The organism is Pseudomonas typographi (assembly GCF_014694385.1).
Classification (GTDB): domain Bacteria; phylum Pseudomonadota; class Gammaproteobacteria; order Pseudomonadales; family Pseudomonadaceae; genus Aquipseudomonas; species Aquipseudomonas typographi.
Genome location: NZ_JAAOCA010000001.1, coordinates 243,008 through 260,754 on the forward strand (window position 1 = coordinate 243,008; position 17,747 = coordinate 260,754).

At 63.3% G+C, this 17,747-nt stretch carries 9 protein-coding genes; 6 read left to right on the plus strand and 3 right to left on the minus strand.

What is annotated here, in order from left to right:
- Window position 1: 1 nt before the first annotated feature.
- The 3 genes from aceF to msrA all read left to right on the plus strand — a co-directional run bounded on the left by aceF (window position 2) and on the right by msrA (window position 5,764).
- Entirely contained in the window at window positions 2–1,963 is a 1,962-nt protein-coding gene (gene aceF, locus HAQ05_RS01080; RefSeq protein ID WP_190416725.1) for a dihydrolipoyllysine-residue acetyltransferase, read from the plus strand.
- A gap of 372 nt (window positions 1,964–2,335) precedes the next feature.
- Complete coding sequence (locus HAQ05_RS01085) at window positions 2,336–5,029, plus strand: putative bifunctional diguanylate cyclase/phosphodiesterase (RefSeq protein WP_190416726.1); 2,694 nt, start codon at window positions 2,336–2,338, stop codon at window positions 5,027–5,029.
- Between the two features lie 87 nt (window positions 5,030–5,116).
- Window positions 5,117–5,764: a peptide-methionine (S)-S-oxide reductase MsrA gene (msrA, locus tag HAQ05_RS01090; protein ID WP_190416727.1), complete on the plus strand. Its 648-nt coding sequence runs from the start codon at window positions 5,117–5,119 to the stop codon at window positions 5,762–5,764.
- A 20-nt stretch (window positions 5,765–5,784) separates the two neighbouring features.
- Here msrA and HAQ05_RS01095 read toward each other — a convergent pair whose 3' ends face one another.
- Together HAQ05_RS01095 and putP are read right to left on the minus strand one after the other, a co-directional pair.
- Window positions 5,785–6,630, minus strand: coding sequence for a 23S rRNA (adenine(2030)-N(6))-methyltransferase RlmJ (locus HAQ05_RS01095; RefSeq protein ID WP_190416728.1), 846 nt, complete (start codon window positions 6,628–6,630; stop codon window positions 5,785–5,787).
- A 106-nt stretch (window positions 6,631–6,736) separates the two neighbouring features.
- On the minus strand, window positions 6,737–8,230 hold the full coding sequence (gene putP, locus HAQ05_RS01100) for a sodium/proline symporter PutP (RefSeq protein WP_190416729.1): 1,494 nt from the start codon (window positions 8,228–8,230) through the stop codon (window positions 6,737–6,739).
- A gap of 319 nt (window positions 8,231–8,549) precedes the next feature.
- Here putP and putA point away from each other — a divergent pair, with 319 nt between their 5' ends.
- Window positions 8,550–12,500: a trifunctional transcriptional regulator/proline dehydrogenase/L-glutamate gamma-semialdehyde dehydrogenase gene (gene putA / locus HAQ05_RS01105; RefSeq protein ID WP_190416730.1), complete on the plus strand. Its 3,951-nt coding sequence runs from the start codon at window positions 8,550–8,552 to the stop codon at window positions 12,498–12,500.
- On the opposite strand, the gene HAQ05_RS29355 is transcribed toward putA, so the two are convergent.
- On the minus strand, window positions 12,497–13,078 hold the full coding sequence (locus HAQ05_RS29355; RefSeq protein ID WP_420825730.1) for a dermonecrotic toxin domain-containing protein: 582 nt from the start codon (window positions 13,076–13,078) through the stop codon (window positions 12,497–12,499). The two genes, putA and HAQ05_RS29355, sit on opposite strands and share 4 nt — an antisense overlap.
- 271 nt (window positions 13,079–13,349) lie before the next feature.
- Here HAQ05_RS29355 and HAQ05_RS01110 point away from each other — a divergent pair, with 271 nt between their 5' ends.
- A complete protein-coding gene (locus tag HAQ05_RS01110) occupies window positions 13,350–15,908 on the plus strand; it encodes a dermonecrotic toxin domain-containing protein (RefSeq protein WP_190416731.1) in 2,559 nt (852 codons plus the stop codon).
- 73 nt (window positions 15,909–15,981) lie between these two features.
- Complete coding sequence (locus HAQ05_RS01115) at window positions 15,982–17,724, plus strand: potassium/proton antiporter (RefSeq protein WP_190416732.1); 1,743 nt, start codon at window positions 15,982–15,984, stop codon at window positions 17,722–17,724.
- Window positions 17,725–17,747: the final 23 nt, after the last annotated feature.

Consider the following 17,747-nt stretch of genomic DNA (forward strand, 5'->3'; position numbering starts at 1 on the left):
CATGAGCGAACTCATTCGCGTACCCGACATCGGTGGTGAAGGCGAGGTCATCGAGATCCAGGTTAAAGTTGGCGACCGTATCGAAGCCGAACAAAGCCTGGTGACGTTGGAATCCGACAAAGCCAGCATGGAAGTGCCGGCACCCAAGGCCGGTGTAGTCAAGGCAATCAAGGTCAAGGTGGGCGACCGCCTCAAGGAAGGCGACGAACTGATCGAGTTGGACGCCGAAGGTGGCAGCGCCACCACCGACGCCCCCCCTGCCGCCACGCCCAATGCGTCCAACGGCGTGGACGAAGCCGACCAAACGCGCCCCTCCGCACCGGCATCGGCGCCGGCCAGCGCCCCGTCGGCCGGCGGCGCGGCACAAGAGGTCAAGGTTCCCGACATCGGCTCGGCGGGCAAGGCGCAGGTGATCGAGGTCCAGGTCAAGGTGGGCGACCGTGTCGAAGCCGACCAGTCGCTGATCACCCTGGAATCGGACAAAGCCAGCATGGAGATCCCCTCCCCTGCCGCCGGCGTTGTTGAAAGCATCAGCGTTAAGCTCAATGACGAAGTGGGCACCGGCGACCTGATCCTGGTGCTCAAGGGCGAGGGCGCCGCCGGCGCCCCGGCAGCGGCCGAAACGCCCCAACCGGCCGCGCAAGAGCAGGCCACTGCTACCCAGGCGGCCGCGCCGGCAGGCGATAGCGTCCAGGAGATCAAGGTTCCGGACATCGGCTCGGCGGGCAAGGCGAAGATCATCGAAGTGTTGGTCAAGCCCGGCGACACCGTCGAAACCGACCAATCGCTGATTACCCTGGAATCGGACAAGGCCAGCATGGAGATCCCTTCGCCGGCGGCAGGTACTGTCGAAAGCGTTGTGGTCAAGCTCGAAGACGAAGTAGGCACCGGTGACCTGATCCTCACCCTCAAGGTCGCCGGCGCAGCGCCCGCTGCCACTGCCGCCCCCGCTGCGCCGGCGGCTGCCGCGCCAGCACCAGCCACGGCGCAAGCAGCCAAACCTGCCGCGGCAGCCCCAGCTACCGCCCCGGCCGCTTCCGGCGCCAAGGTGCACGCCGGCCCCGCGGTGCGCCAATTGGCGCGCGAGTTCGGCGTGGACCTGGCGCAAGTCAGCGCCACCGGGCCCCATGGCCGCGTGTTGAAAGAAGACGTGCAAGCCTACGTCAAGTCGGTCATGACCCAAGCCAAGGACGCCCCGGCCACAACTGCGGGCGCCGCAGGTGGCGCGGGCATCCCGCCGGTCCCAACCATCGACTTCAGCCGCTTTGGTGAAATCGAAGAAGTGCCGATGACCCGCTTGATGCAAGTGGGCGCCGCCAACCTGCATCGCAGCTGGCTGAACGTGCCGCACGTGACCCAGTTCGACCAGGCCGACATCACCGAACTCGAGGCCTTCCGCGTGGCCCAGAAGGCCGTGGCGGAAAAAGCCGGGGTGAAGTTGACCGTACTGCCACTGCTGCTCAAGGCCAGCGCTTATCTGCTCAAGGAACTGCCGGACTTCAACAGTTCGCTGGCCCCAAGCGGCAAAGCCTTGATCCGCAAAAAGTACGTGCACATCGGTTTTGCCGTGGACACCCCCGATGGCCTGTTGGTGCCGGTGATCAAGAACGTCGACCAGAAGAGCTTGTTGCAACTGGCGGCTGAGGCGGCTGCATTGGCCGAGAAGGCACGCAATAAAAAGCTTTCCTCCGACGACATGCAAGGTGCCTGCTTCACGATTTCCAGCCTCGGGCACATTGGCGGTACCGGCTTCACGCCGATCGTCAACGCGCCGGAAGTCGCGATCCTCGGCGTTTCCAAGGCTACCCTGCAGCCGGTTTGGGACGGCAAGGCATTCCAACCACGCCTGATGTTGCCGCTGTCGTTGTCGTATGACCACCGGGTAATCAACGGTGCCGCCGCCGCACGCTTCACCAAGCGCTTGGGTGATGTGTTGGCCGACATCCGTACGATGCTGCTGTAAGCCCCCGCCGGGGTGCTGCGCAAGGCACCCCGGCACTGTGTTGAGCGGCTACGCTCACACCTCTAACCGCCCTTCCCCGGGCGGTTTTTTACTTACCACCGCCACTACAAGGGATCAGATGCCTGGAAACCCTTTGGCCGCCGTTGTTTTTGCGCAAGCGTGCCGCGCTGTTGCGCATCAGCGCACCGCACGTCGGCTAAACTCACCCCAGAAGCGCAACCGTGGGTGAAGAAAACCCTGTAGCCGCCGATAGAGTACAGGCACTACGCCACCGTATTGCTTGTCAGCGCCCGCGCCATGATGCAACCTTGACCAATGCGGTGCCCAAACAACCCGCCGGTTAGCGACCCGTACTTTTGAAGTGAGCACTCGATGAAAAGCCAGCCGGATGCGGCCACGCGCATGGCCGCCGAGGTAGTGACGCAGTTACCGGCGCCCTCGCGCCTGGGTATGCTGCGTTTCGAGCGCCTTCATGAGCCCAATTGGGCGCTGCTGTATCTGGACCCGAACTGCGAACGCGAATTTGGCTTACCCGCCTCGGAACTGTGTGCACTGATAGGCTCACCCTATGCGAGCCTGATGGAACCGCAAGCGCGCTACCAACTACACGACGCCATCGAGCAACAACTGGGCGCCCGTGGCTATTATTCGGTGCGTTATACCCTACATGCCGCCGCAGGCCCACTGACCCTCTTGGAGCTGGGCGAAACCTATCGCCAGCATAATCGCCAACTGCTGCGCGGCTACCTGGTGGTGGTGGACGATGCGCTGGGCACAAGCCTGGGCGCCGAAGCAGCGCCGGCCGACAGCCATGCCGGGCGCCTACAGTTGGCCCTGGCGCTGAACCAGCGCGCCCAGCAAGCGCAACTGCAGCATTTGGAACGTGTGCGGGCCCAACAAGATCTGATCCTGCGCCTGGCCCGCCAGCGCTATGTTACCCAATCCCCGTTGCTTGAAGCGGCCGAGTTGATCACCCGCAACGCCTGTGAAATCTACGGGATCGACTGCGCCAGCCTTTGGCATCTGGAGGGCAAGTGGTTACTGCCGATCACCAGTTGGTCGGCCGAGCAGCAGCAGTACAGCGTACCTGAGGCGATCGATGGGTCGCTGTTTCCCGACTACCTCAGCACGCTGCACAGCAGCCGCGCCATCGACGCTGACAATACCCCTGGCGACCCGCGCACCCATGAGCTGGCCGAATGCCTGGCGCGGCGCAACATAACCGCCATTCTCGATGCCAGTGTGCGGGTCGACGGCCAAGTCGTAGGGGTACTGTGCCTGGAGCAGCATGGTGTGGCTCGGCCCTGGCAATCCGATGAAGTGGCCTTCGCCGGCGAACTGGCTGACCAATTCGCCCAGGTGATCACCAGCCAGACCCGCCGGGCCGCCACCAGCGCCCTGCACCTGTTCCAACGGGCCGTGGAGCAAAGTGCCAATGCCTTCTTGCTGGTCAATTGCGAGGGCATCGTCGAATACGTCAACCCCAGTTTCACCGCTATCACGCAGTACAACACCGACGAAGTACAAGGCCACCGGCTGGCAGAATTGCCCGCCCTGGAGAACCTCAGCGAGCTGTTGTTCGAGGCGCCCTCGGCGCTGGACAAAAGCAACAGTTGGCAAGGTGAGTTCAAGAGCCGGCGGAAAAACCTGGAGCCCTATTGGGGGCAGTTGTCGATCTCCAAGGTATTCAACGAACAGCGCGAGCTCACCCACTATATCGGCATCTACGAAGACATCACCCAGGCCAAGTTGGCCCAACAGCGCATTGAGCGGCTGGCCTACACCGACAACCTCACCAATTTGGGCAACCGCCCGGCGTTCATCCGCACCCTCGACGAGCGCTTCGGCCGTGAGGGTAGCCCACCGCTGGCGCTGATGTTGGTAGACATCGACAATTTCAAGCGCATTAACGATAGCCTTGGCCACCAGACGGGCGACAAACTGCTGATCAGCCTGGCCCGGCGCTTACGCAACAGCCTCAGCCCCTCCGGCAGCCTGGCCCGTTTCGCCAGCAACGAGTTCGCGGTGCTGCTGGACGACACCAGCCTTGAGGCAGGCCAGGAAATCGCGACCCAGGTACTCAAAACCCTCGACAAACCGATGTTCGTCGATAACCAACTGATCAACGTCACCGCTTCGGTGGGTTTGGCCTGTGCACCACTGCATGGCCTGGACCCGCAAACCCTGATGAAAAACGCAGGGCTGGCGCTGCATAAGGCCAAGGCCAACGGTAAGCACCAGGTGCAGGTCTTTACCGAGGCCCTGCACGCCGAGGCGAACTACAAGCTGTTCGTTGAAAACAACCTGCGCCGCGCCCTGGCCCAGAACGAATTGGAAGTGTTCTACCAACCCAAGCTGTGCCTACGCAGCGGGCGCCTGCTTGGCATGGAGGCGCTACTGCGCTGGAACCACCCCGAACGCGGTATGATCCGCCCGGACCAGTTCATCAGCGTGGCCGAGGAAACCGGGCTGATCGTGCCCATCGGCAAGTGGGTGGTGCGCCAGGCCTGCCGCATGGGCAAGCAGCTCACTGCCGCGGGGTTTGGCCCGTTGCAGGTGGCGATCAACCTCTCCCCCAAGCAGTTTTCCGACCCGGACCTGGTGGCCTCGGTACGCACTGTGCTCGAAGAAGAAGAACTGCCGCCACACCTGCTGGAACTGGAGCTGACCGAGGGGCTGCTGTTGGAAGCCACCGAAGGCACCCGCCTGCTGCTCGGGCAGCTCAAGGGCCTGGGGCTATCGCTGGCCATGGATGATTTCGGTACCGGTTACTCTTCGCTCAGTTACCTGAAAAAATTCCCAATCGATATCATCAAGATCGACCGCAGCTTCATCCGCGACATCCCGGATAACCAGGATGATATGGAAATCACCTCCGCGGTGATCGCCATGGCGCATAACCTCAAGCTAAAAGTGGTCGCCGAAGGCATCGAGACGGCGGAACAACTGGCCTTTTTACGCCGACACCGTTGTGACGTGGGCCAGGGTTACCTATTCGACCGCCCTATCCCCTCCCAAGATCTGGTAACCGCGCTGCGCCGCTACCCCAAGGGCCCAAACGGCTGATAACCCAGCGCGGTGTTTCACAAGTTCGCACTCTAGCGCACACTAGGCGTCTATCGTTTCAGACTGCATGCTTCAAAGGAGAAGGCCATGGTCCTGCGTTCGGAAATCCTGGTGAATAAACACCAACTGCCCACCGCGCAACAAGCCTTGCCCGGCCGCGACACCCCGATGGCCGTGCCGGCCGAACACTTCGTCAACGGCCATCGGCTGCAAGCACCGTTCCCCGAGGGCACCGAGGTGGCTTATTTTGGCTTGGGGTGTTTTTGGGGCGCAGAGCGCCGCTTGTGGCAGCAACCCGGCGTATACAGCACTGCCGTGGGTTATGCCGGCGGCTTTACCCCAAACCCCACCTATGAAGAAGTGTGTTCAGGGCTCACCGGCCACACCGAGGTGGTGCTGGTGGCCTTCAACCCTGCGCAAACGAGCTACGAGCAACTGCTGAAAGTGTTCTGGGAATCCCATAACCCTACCCAGGGCATGCGCCAGGGCAACGACATCGGCACCCAGTACCGCTCGGTCGTTTACTGCGCCAACGAAGCTCAACTGCACGCCGCCTTGGCCAGCCGTGAGCTATACCAAGCGGAGCTTACCAAGGCCGGGGAAGGCACCATCACCACCGATGTGGAGATGGCGCCAAGGTTTTATTACGCTGAAACCTACCACCAGCAGTACTTGGCCAAGAACCCCGCAGGGTACTGCGGCATCGGTGGCACTGGGGTTTGCCTGCCAGCGTGAGGGTCGCCAGCCGGTAGCGGCTAGCCGTTTTCGGCTATCACCCATTCCATATGCCAACTTGCGCCGGTTTGCCCAAGCGTGGCAACCAGCCACGGCATCAGTTGCTGCAGTTCGCCTTCAAGCCCCCACGGGGGGTTGGCGATGGCCAGGCCAGAACCATTGAGGCTTTGCGGCGTGTCCCGCGGGTGCACCAGCAGCTCAACCGTCAGCAGCTTGGGCGCGCCGGTGCTGGTCAACGCCTGGTGGAAGCGGCGCAACGGGCGTACGTCGTCCTTGATGGGGTACCAGATCGCGACGATGGTCTGGCGCATTCGCGCGATCGCTTCTTTCATCGCCGTGGCACAGCGGGTAAGGTCGTCCACCTGCTCGAACGGCGGGTCGATCAGCAGGATCGCGCGCTTTTCGGCCACCGGCAGCAGGGCCCGCGGCACATGCCAGCCTTCACCCAGGTGCACGGTCACTCGTGGGTCGCGCTGGTAGTTTTCCTTGAGCAAGCGCCCGTCTTCAGGGTGTTTTTCATTGAGCAGCACGCGGTCTTGCTGGCGCGCCAGGCGCCGCGCCAATTCCGGTGAGCCCGGGTAGTAACGTAGCTGGCCATCGGGGTTGAGTTTACGCACCAGATGTAGGTAACCGGCGGCGGCCTCGGGCACCTGTTCGCATGGCCAAAGCCTGCCAATACCCTCCAGGTATTCGCCCGTGCGGGCCGCTTGGCCTGCCTGTAGGTCATACAGCCCCAGGCCGGCGTGGCTGTCGAGGTAGGCGAACGGCTGTTCCTTGCGTGAAAACAGGGTGATCAGCCGGGTCAGCAGGATATGTTTGAAAACATCGGCATGGTTGCCGGCGTGAAACGCATGACGGTAGTTCATGAAGCCTTCTATCGGCCCGGCGTTGCCGGATGGGGAAGTAAACGGTGCAGGTGCGCCAGTTTACCCTCGCCAAGGGCCCGCACCAATGGCCGCGGGCCCACCGGTATCAACGGCTGGCTTGGCGCCAGGCCTTGTCGGCCGCTTCGAAGCGTGCCACCAGCGCAGGGCTGCGCCCTTCGAGCAGGCTGCCCACCACAATGGCCAACGTAGCGGCAATGAAGCCCGGGATGATTTCATACAAGCCCAGGCCAAAGCCGCCTTGCTCTTTCCAGGCCAGCACGGTTACCGCGCCGCATACCATCCCCGCCAGGGCGCCGTAGCGGGTCATGCCCTTCCACAGCAGCGACAGCACCACCACCGGCCCGAACGCGGCACCGAAGCCGGCCCAAGCATAGCCAACCAGTTCCAACACCTGGCTGTTCGGGTTGGCCGCCAAGGCGATGGCGATAAGGGCCACCAACAGCACCATGCTGCGCCCTACCCACACCAGCTCACGCTGGGAAGCGTCCTTGCGCACGAACTGGCGGTAGAAATCCTCGGTGAGCGCGCTGGAGCACACCAACAACTGGCAGCTCAGGGTACTCATCACCGCGGCGAAGATCGCCGACAGGATCACGCCGGCCACCCAAGGGTTGAACAGCAACCGCGACAGCTCCATGAACACCCGCTCCGGGTTCGCCGCCACCGCGTCGCCCAGGTGCGGGTTGGCGGTAAAGTACGCGACCCCGAAGAAGCCCGCCGCACAGGTACCGATCAGGCACAGGCTCATCCAGGTCATGGAAATGCGCCGGGCCTGAGTGATCGACTTCACCGATGCGGCAGCCATGAACCGGGCCAGGATATGCGGCTGGCCAAAGTAGCCCAAGCCCCAGGCCAGCAGCGAGATGATACCGATGAAGGTCGCCCCTTGCAGCACGTCGAAGTGCCCAGGTTGCGCCTCTTTGATCAGCGCCAGGGAGGTTTCCGTGCCGCCGGTCGCCAGCACCACCACCACCGGCGTAAGGATGAGCGCGAAGATCATCAGGGTCGCCTGCACGGTGTCGGTCCAGCTCACCGCCAAGAAGCCGCCCAACAGGGTGTAGGCAATGGTAGCGGCGGCGCCGGCCCACACGGCGTACTCATACGGCATGCCGAAGGTGGTTTCGAACAAGCGGGCACCGGCGACGATGCCCGACGCGCAATAGATGGTGAAGAACACCAGGATGACCAGCGCTGAGATCACGCGCAACAGGCCGCTGTGGTCGTTGAAGCGGCTGGCGAAATAGTCCGGGAGCGTCAAGGCGTCGCCGTTATGTTCGGTATGCACCCGCAACCGCCCCGCCACGATCAGCCAGTTCAGGTAGGCACCGGCTATCAACCCCACGGCGATCCAGCCTTCGGACAGCCCCGACATGTAGATGGCACCGGGCAGGCCCATCAGCAGCCAGCCGCTCATGTCCGAAGCACCCGCGGACAATGCTGTGACCACCCCGCCCAGGCGGCGCCCACCGAGGATGTAATCCGAGAGGTTGCGCGTGGACCGATAGGCTACCAGGCCAATCAGCACCATCACCGCGATGTACACCATAAAGGTGATCAATGTTGGATTGCTAAAACTCATGTAGCGGCACCCTCTTGTTATAGGCAGGGTGCGGCTAAGGTTGCACCCGAGGGTGGCCATCCTAGGGAATGAGACAAATCCAAGACAACCGCTTAAGGGCTAAAACATCCCTTTCCTACAAACAATTCAGATCTTTCCCATAACAAATTGTGTCTAATCGGCGGATTTTGTCGCCAACTTAGCGTCCAGTTGCCGCACATCGGCCTGCGACCCAAACTCAATACCGCTTGAAAATAACGGTTGCACCTAGTTGCACCCGGCGTGTCACACCGCTACTCTTTTGCCACGAAGTAGCCAGTGCCTGCATGAGGATAACGATATGGCGACCACCACCCTTGGGGTCAAACTTGACGACCCGACCCGCGAGCGCCTCAAAGCTGCCGCGCAATCCATCGACCGCACGCCCCATTGGCTGATCAAGCAAGCCATCTTCAGCTACCTGGAGCGTATCGAAGGTGGCGCCAGCCTCGACGAATTGGGCCGCAGCGCCCCGCGCGAGGCCGATGACAGCGCCGAAGCGCCAGCGGACGCCGGGCACCAGCCGTTCCTGGAGTTTGCCGAAAGCATCCTCCCGCAATCGGTACTGCGCGCAGCCATCACCGCGGCCTACCGCCGCCCCGAGCAAGAAATGCTGCCTATGCTGCTGGAGCAGGCACGCCTGCCGCAGCCCATGGCCGCGGCGGCCAGCAAAATGGCAGCGGGCCTGGCCGAGAAACTGCGCAATCAAAAGAGCGCCGGTGGCCGTGCCGGGCTGGTGCAGGGGCTGTTGCAGGAGTTCTCGCTGTCATCCCAGGAGGGCGTGGCGCTGATGTGCCTGGCTGAAGCACTGTTGCGCATCCCAGACAAAGCCACCCGTGACGCGCTGATCCGCGACAAGGTCAGCAACGGCAATTGGAAACAGCACCTGGGCCAAAGCCCATCGATGTTCGTCAACGCCGCCTCGTGGGGGCTGCTGATCACTGGCAAGCTGGTGTCGACCCACAGCGAAGCGAACCTGACCTCCTCGCTCAGCCGGCTGATCGGCAAAAGCGGCGAGCCGGTGATACGCAAAGGCGTAGACATGGCCATGCGCCTGATGGGCGAGCAGTTCGTGACCGGTGAAACCATTGGCGAAGCGCTGGCCAATGCCGCGCGTTTCGAAAGCAAGGGGTTCCGCTACTCCTACGACATGCTCGGCGAGGCGGCCTTGACCGAAGCCGACGCGCAAAAGTACCTGGCGTCCTACGACCAAGCCATCCACTCGATTGGTAAAGCTTCCCACGGCCGCGGTATCTACGAAGGCCCAGGCATCTCGATCAAGCTGTCGGCCTTGCACCCGCGCTATAGCCGCGCACAATACGAGCGGGTAATGGACGAGCTTTACCCACGCCTGCTGTCGCTGACCTTGTTGGCCAAGCACTACGACATCGGCCTGAACATAGACGCTGAGGAAGCCGACCGCCTGGAGCTGTCGCTCGACCTGCTCGAGCGCCTATGCTTCGAGCCCGCGTTGGCGGGCTGGAACGGCATCGGCTTCGTGATCCAGGCCTACCAGAAGCGCTGCCCCTACGTAATTGACTACGTGATCGACCTGGCCCGGCGCAGCCGCCACCGCTTGATGATCCGCCTGGTGAAAGGCGCGTACTGGGACAGCGAAATCAAACGCGCCCAAGTTGAGGGCCTGGAGGGCTACCCGGTGTACACCCGCAAGGTGTATACCGATGTCTCTTACATCGCATGCGCCCGCAAGCTGCTGGCCGTGCCCGAAGCGATTTACCCGCAGTTCGCCACCCACAACGCCCATACACTTTCAGCCATCTACCAACTCGCCGGGCAGAACTACTACCCTGGCCAATACGAGTTCCAGTGCCTGCACGGCATGGGCGAGCCGCTGTACGAGCAAGTGGTGGGCAAGGTCGGTGAAGGCAAGCTGGGCCGACCGTGCCGGGTCTATGCGCCGGTGGGTACCCATGAAACGCTGCTGGCCTATCTGGTGCGGCGCCTGCTCGAGAACGGCGCGAACACGTCTTTCGTCAATCGGGTCGCCGATCACTCGTTGTCGATCCAAGAACTGGTCGAGGACCCTGTACTGGCCATCGAACGCCTCAGCTCCCAGGAAGGCGCCGTGGGCCTGCCACACCCCCGCATTGCGCAACCGCGCGAACTTTATGGCAGTGAGCGGGCCAATTCGGCCGGTATCGACCTTGCCAATGAGCACCGGCTGGCTTCACTTTCCAGTGCGCTGCTGGCTACCGCCCACAACGACTGGCAAGCAGGCCCGCTACTCGGCTGCGAGGTATCGCCCGGCACCGCCATGGCGGTACTGAACCCCGCAGACCACCGCGACGTCGTGGGCCATGTCCAAGAGGCGAGCCTCGACGATGTGAGCAACGCGTTGCAGGCCGCGCAAATCAATGGCGCCATATGGCAAGCTACGCCACCTGCCGAGCGGGCCGCGATCCTCGACCGCGCCGCGGACCTGATGGAAGCACAAATCCAACCGCTGATGGGCTTGTTGGTACGCGAAGCCGGCAAAACCTTTGCCAACGCCATCGCCGAGGTGCGCGAGGCGGTGGATTTCCTGCGCTACTATGCCGCCCAGGTGCGCGATGATTTCACCAATGACAGCCACCGCCCATTAGGCCCGGTGGTGTGCATCAGCCCGTGGAACTTCCCCCTGGCGATTTTCAGCGGCCAGGTGGCTGCGGCCCTTGCCGCCGGCAACCCGGTATTGGCAAAGCCCGCCGAACAAACCCCGCTAGTGGCGGCGCAAGCGGTGCGTATTCTTCTGGAAGCGGGCATTCCTGCAGGCGTATTGCAGTTGCTGCCAGGCCGGGGCGAAACCGTTGGCGCTGCCCTGGTGGGCGATGAACGGGTCAAGGGTGTGATGTTCACCGGGTCCACCGAAGTGGCGCGCCTGCTGCAACGCAATATTGCTGGGCGCCTCGATGCCCATGGCCGGCCGATTCCGCTGATCGCCGAAACCGGCGGCCAGAACGCAATGATCGTCGACTCCTCGGCGCTGACCGAACAGGTGGTGATCGATGTGGTGTCCTCGGCCTTCGACAGCGCCGGGCAGCGCTGCTCGGCCTTGCGGGTACTGTGCCTGCAGGAGGACAGCGCCGACCGCGTGATCGAAATGCTCAAGGGGGCGATGGCCGAGGCGCGGCTGGGCAACCCGGAGAACCTGGCCGTGGACATCGGCCCGGTGATCGACACCGAAGCCAAGGCGGGCATCGAAAAGCACATCCAGGGCATGCGCGACAAAGGCCGTAAAGTGCACACATTGGCCCGGGTGGTAGGCGAAGAGAGCAAACGCGGCACCTTCATTGCCCCAACGCTGATCGAACTGGACAGCCTGGATGAGCTTAAGCGGGAAATTTTCGGCCCGGTGTTGCATGTGCTGCGCTACGCCCGCAAAGACCTGGATGCGCTGATCGAGCAGATCAACGCCACTGGCTACGGGCTTACGCTGGGCGTGCACACCCGCATCGACGAAACCATCGCCAAGGTGGTGGAGAACATCAACGCGGGTAACGCCTACGTCAACCGCAACATCGTCGGTGCGGTGGTCGGGGTGCAACCCTTCGGTGGGGAGGGGCTGTCCGGTACCGGGCCAAAAGCCGGTGGCCCGCTGTATCTCTACCGTTTGCTGGCCACCTGCCCTGGCGCGGCGGCCAGCCGTTCGCTGGCGCGGCGCGACCACGGCCAACCCGACGCCCGCTTGCAACAACGCCTGCTGGCGCCGCTGGAAGCCTTCAAAGATTGGGCGGCCAGCCAGCAGAACGATGCGCTGGTGGCGCTGTGCGAGCGCTTCGCGGCCCAGTCGCAAGCGGGCTTGAGCCGGCTGTTGCCGGGGCCGACCGGCGAGCGCAACAGCTACACCATCCTGCCCCGTGAGCACGTACTGTGCCTGGCCGACAACGAAAACGACCTGCTGGCGCAATTGGCGGCGGTACTGGCGGTGGGAAGCCAGGCGGTGCTGCCGAACGACGAGTTGGCCCACGCGGTACGCCGCCGGCTGCCGCAGGAGGCCGCGGCACGCATCCACCTGGCGAGCGATTGGAACAAGGGCGACACAGCGTTCGATGCGGTACTGCACCACGGCGATTCCGACCAAGTGCGCGCCGTATGCGAACAGGTGGCGCAGCGCAGCGGCCCGATCGTTGGCGTACAAGGGCTGCCCCGCGGCGAAACCGACATCGCCCTGGAGCGGCTGGTGATCGAGCGGGCCCTGAGCGTCAATACCGCAGCGGCTGGGGGCAATGCGAGCCTGATGACCATCGGCTAACGCCCGCGCCGTGGCTTGGCTATGCCGGGCCACGGCGACAATGGGGCGACCATTCGGCAGCCGGAAACAAGCGTTCCAGCAAGGCTGGGTTGCCCAGCCGTTCGGCATACGCCGCGCGGTCGAACAGGCTCCCGGTGCGCAGGTCGTAAATCGGCCTGAACCCAGGCTTGGCCGCCGGCCCCCTGCAACCGGCGAGTCACCCACTTCAGCATCGCGCGGTGGTCGGCAAAGCCGTGAAAGGCCGGGGCGGCCGAGGGCGTGTAGAGGATGACGCGGCCGCCTCCGGCTTGGAGGGTAAACAGCCAAGCGGCACCGCCCAGGTTGAACTGCGTCACGGCCACCGGGGTTGCCGGCGCCGAGGCTGCCAGGGCGGGAGCCTTCACCGGCAAGTTTGGCCCGGTGCCCACGTATTGGCGTAAGAACTGGCGGTCGCCCTCAGCCAGCTCGCCCTGCTGGGTCGCCCGTTCGGCCTCGGCTAAAAAGGCCACCTTGGCCAGCAGCCTGAAGTCTGCCGCGTGCCCCGCCCAGACAAACAATCGTAGGCGGCTCGGCGCGCCATATCGTGCAGGTCTGGCCACGCCTTCATGTACCGCCGGGCGACCGCGGCAACCTTACGGGCATCACCAAACGGGCGATGCTGTTCTCGAACTCGAGGTGGCTGGCCGTCATTTTTCACATCGTGTGGATTTTCAAATGGATGTTCATTGAGCAACAGCAGCACGGCCCGGGGGCGTAATTAGGTCTGGCCCCGGCACCGCCCGAGGGCCGTTGGGGCAGGAGTATCTACCACCGCCCACCGTTACAGCCGGCGTTCAATGAGCACCTATTGACCGGAAAGGAAGCCTTGCAATGACGACTGGCCTTGAACATCTACAGCACAGCCTCTTGTGCCTGGGCGATGCCCGCGCGGTTTCGGATATCGCCCGGCGCTACCTCGACGCTTGGCCCGACATGCACACACTGGCCCGCAAGGCAGCGGCCGGCTGCCTGCGCAAGCACACCGGCCAGCGGTTGAACCCCGATAAGGTCTGGTGGCACCGTTTCGAGGGCGCGAGTACCAGCTCACACAGTTTCACCGGTTGGCAACATGCTGGGCCGCCAGCAGCGTCCATGCGCTTCACCGAGTTGCTGTTGCGGCGTTTCGACGAAGGCTTCCAGGCCGCGCCGGATACCCTTGACCTGTACAACGGGTTCTATTATCAAGGCCCAGGCGCCCGGCTGTACAACGAACATAACGAAGTGGCGCTGCTGCCGAGCACAGTGATGGCCGACCTATGGGCGCTGGATTTCGCCACCCTGGTCAGGGCGCGCACGCAGCGGTTCTGGGCCGAACGGCGGGGCGACTTTCTGTTGCTGGCTAAAGTGCAGATGCTGGCTGCGATCACCCAGGCGCTGCGCCAAGGCCACCTGCAAGCTATTGATCGCGAGCATCTATACCGTTACATCGGCCTGGACCCGCACCAACCGTTAACACTTGCAACGTTAAAAACGGCCACGCCCAGCGAGCCGCTGGCCATCAAGCACTACGTGCTGGGCAACCACGGGCATATGTTCACCTTGCAGGCGCCAGGCGGCCGCGTGGTGCTTTACACCCCCACTGCAAGCCCTGTGCTGCGCGCCTTCGCAAGCCCCGCCCACCTGGTGCGTGGGGTGGCCGTACATTTGGCCTCGCCCCAGGGGCAGGCTTGGGTAGACGCGCTCTATCGGTTCGACGACGCCAGCACTGCCCAAATGCGAAGCCACACGCTGGAGGAACTGCGTGCCCACATCGGTACGCCCCACGCGCCCACCTGGCCGTTCGGTATAGCCACGGCACTCACGCAGGATGTGTTCGCCGAGCTTGCAGTGGTCAGCCAGCAAGACATGCAGACCAGCCAAACCGCATTGGTCAGTAACGCCGACCTGCGTAAAGCGCTGTGGCGCGGCTACCTGGGCGCATTCATGCAAGTGGTCGGCGGCCTGGCACCGGCCGCGTGGCCCTTTAGCTTGGCGTTGGTCGGCGCCGGGGTGGCCCGCTTGGCGCTGGATCTCGACGCACGGGGGCGGGCCCGCTCGGCCGGCGCGCGCAGCGATGCACTGCTGGCGGCCGTCACCGACGCGATCGCCATCGCGTTCGGGATGGCAGACATTGCTTTCGGGGTTCAGGCATTGCGTTTGCGCGCGCCGCCCCATGAACGTTTGACTTCGATTGCCCACTGGCAACCCGTCGAGTGGCCCGCCGAGGGCGCGGTCGAGGTCGAAGCCACCGGCCACCCGGCCTTGCCCTCACCGCAGCGAGGCCCAGGGCTGCTGGGGGGCATTAGCGTCTCGGCCAAAGGCCAAACCTGGATAGAACTGGCGGGCCGGCCCTATCGGGTGCGCTACAGCGCGGAACTTCATACATGGCTGGTGGTGCGGGCCGATGCACCCTTCGCCTTCGCGCCGCTGCGCCCGGTGCGGCTGAATGAAGCCGGGCAGTGGCAATGGCTGGGGGTACCGCGGCTTGCCGGTGGCGTGCCCGGCGGCCTGGAACAGGCCACTTCGCCGTTCTGGGACTTCTACATGCAACCCGACCCTGAGCTGAGCGAGCAGATTTCATGCTGGGTTGCAGAACGCCAACGGGCGGTACTGGATGCCGCGAGCATAGCGGAAATCGCCCCCGAAGCGGACCCGCTGTTCGACGAGCACGACTATGAATATGTGCTGGCTGGCGGTGCCCGGCACTATACCTATCGCCAGGGCGGCCAGTATTACAACAACCTGCTGCACATCTACAGCGATGAAATGACCCAGGCCAACCACCTGTTTCGCTTTGGCATTACCTCAGCGTTCGAAGTAGGCGACGGCGACATGCACGCTTACATCGAACGGTTGTGCGATTCGTTGGCGCAGTTGCCGCGCAGCAATACCGCCTCGCTCTGGCGCGGCGGGCATGCCAGCCGCAACACCTCTGGCCTGCACCTGCGCAACGGCGCAAGGGTTGCCGGCGACATCATGGTCAGCACCGATCTCACGTCATTCACCGAAAACCCGTACGCCCTGCGGGACTTCGTCGCACCCCGCCAAGTGGTTGGCATCGAGCGTGTCGAGAACGTGTTCGACGAAACCTCGGTGATCTACGAGCTGCCATACCAGGGCTATCAGAGCGGCGTTCCGATAGCCCCGTTGTCGCAGCAGGAGGGCGAAGCCGAAACGCTGTTTTTGCCAGGCCATTGCTTCCGGATCGAATCGGTCCAGGAAATCCACCAACCGGCGTATAGGTTTATCTGGGTCAAACTGCGTGAAGTGAGCCACCCCGGCACCGGCCCGATTTACGACCTGCGTACCGGCGCGTTATTCGACCGTGCGATCTATGCGGCACGCATCAATAACGAGGCGCTGGTAGAGCGTTTGTTCCCGCAGTCGTTGTGGAGCGGCCAGAGCCTTTGACAGAGGCAGCAATACACAGGTTAGAATCGGTTGGCACGATCCATGCTGGTTTGCCCTTCAGGAGTTTCCTCTTTTGACCGCCACCGCCATCAACAGTCTGTTCCTGATCGGTGCGTTGCTGGTCGGCGCAAGCATTTTGGTCAGTTCGCTGTCCTCGCGCTTGGGCATTCCGATCCTGGTGATCATCCTCGCCGTCGGCATGGCCGCCGGCGTGGATGGCGGCGGGATCATTTTCGATAATTTCCCGCAGGCCTACCTGGTGGGTAACCTGGCCTTGGCGGTGATTTTGCTCGACGGTGGCCTGCGCACCCGCGTGGCCAGCTTCCGCGTGGCACTGTGGCCGGCGCTGTCACTGGCCACTATCGGCGTGCTGATCACCACCGCCCTGACCGGCTTGCTGGCGGCATGGCTGTTCAATCTGAACCTGATCCAAGGCTTGCTCATCGGTGCCATCGTCGGCTCCACCGACGCTGCCGCGGTGTTCTCGCTGCTGGGCGGCAAAGGCCTGAATGAACGGGTGACGGCCACGCTGGAAATCGAATCGGGCAGCAATGACCCGATGGCGGTGTTTCTCACCGTGACCCTGATCGACATGCTCGCTACCCACCAAACGGGCCTGCATTGGAGCTTGCTCGGGCATTTGCTGCGCGAGTTCGGCATCGGCGCGGTACTCGGCCTAGGCGGCGGTTGGCTGTTGCTGCAATTGGTCAACCGCATCAACCTGGCCCATGGGCTGTACCCGCTCTTGGTGATCGCTGGCGGGCTGGTGGTGTTCGCCCTGACCAACACCCTGCACGGCAGTGGTTTTCTCGCGGTATATTTGGCCGGTTTGGTCTTGGGTAACCGCCCGATTCGCAGCCGCCACGGCATCCTGCACATGCTCGACGGCATGGCGTGGCTCGCCCAGATCGGCATGTTCCTGGTGCTCGGGCTGCTGGTCACCCCCCACGACCTGCTGCCCATCGCCCTGCCGGCCCTGGGGCTGGCGCTGTGGATGATTCTCTTTGCGCGGCCGCTGTCGGTGTTCGTCGGGCTGCTGCCGTTCAAGGCCTTCCATGGCCGCGAGAAAGCCTTTATTTCCTGGGTGGGGCTGCGCGGCGCGGTGCCGATCATCCTCGCGGTGTTCCCGCTAATGGCGGGGCTGCCGCAAGCGCAACTGTATTTCAACCTGGCGTTTTTCATCGTGTTGGTGTCGTTGTTACTGCAGGGCACCAGCCTGCCATGGATGGCCAAGTGGTTGAAGGTCACTGTACCGCCAGACCCAACACCGATTTCCCGTTCGGCCTTGGAGGTTCACCCCACCAGTGAATGGGAGCTGTTCGTGTACCGGCTGGGCGCCGAAAAATGGTGCATCGGTGCCGCGCTGCGGGAACTGAAAATGCCCCATGGCACGCGTATCGCCGCGTTGTTTCGCCAGCAACAATTGCTGCACCCCTCAGGCAGTACGGTGCTGGAAGTGGGCGATGTGCTCTGCGTGATTGGCCATGAGCACGACCTGCCGGCGCTGGGCAAGTTGTTCAGCCAGGCACCCCAGCGCGGCCTGGACCTGCGCTTTTTCGGCGATTTCGTGCTCGAAGGCGATGCCGAACTGGGTGCGGTATCGGCGTTATATGGGCTGCAGCTCGACGGCCTCGATGCACAAATGCCGCTGTCGCGCTTCATCGCCCAGAAAGTCGGCGGGGCGCCGGTGGTAGGCGACCAAATCGAATGGAACAAGACAGTGTGGACCGTGGCGATGATGGACGGGAACAAGATCGCCAAGGTGGGCGTCAGATTCCCGGAAGGAACCCGACCGGGCCCCGGCTTGTTCCTTTAAGATGCCCTTATTTCGAGCCCTGC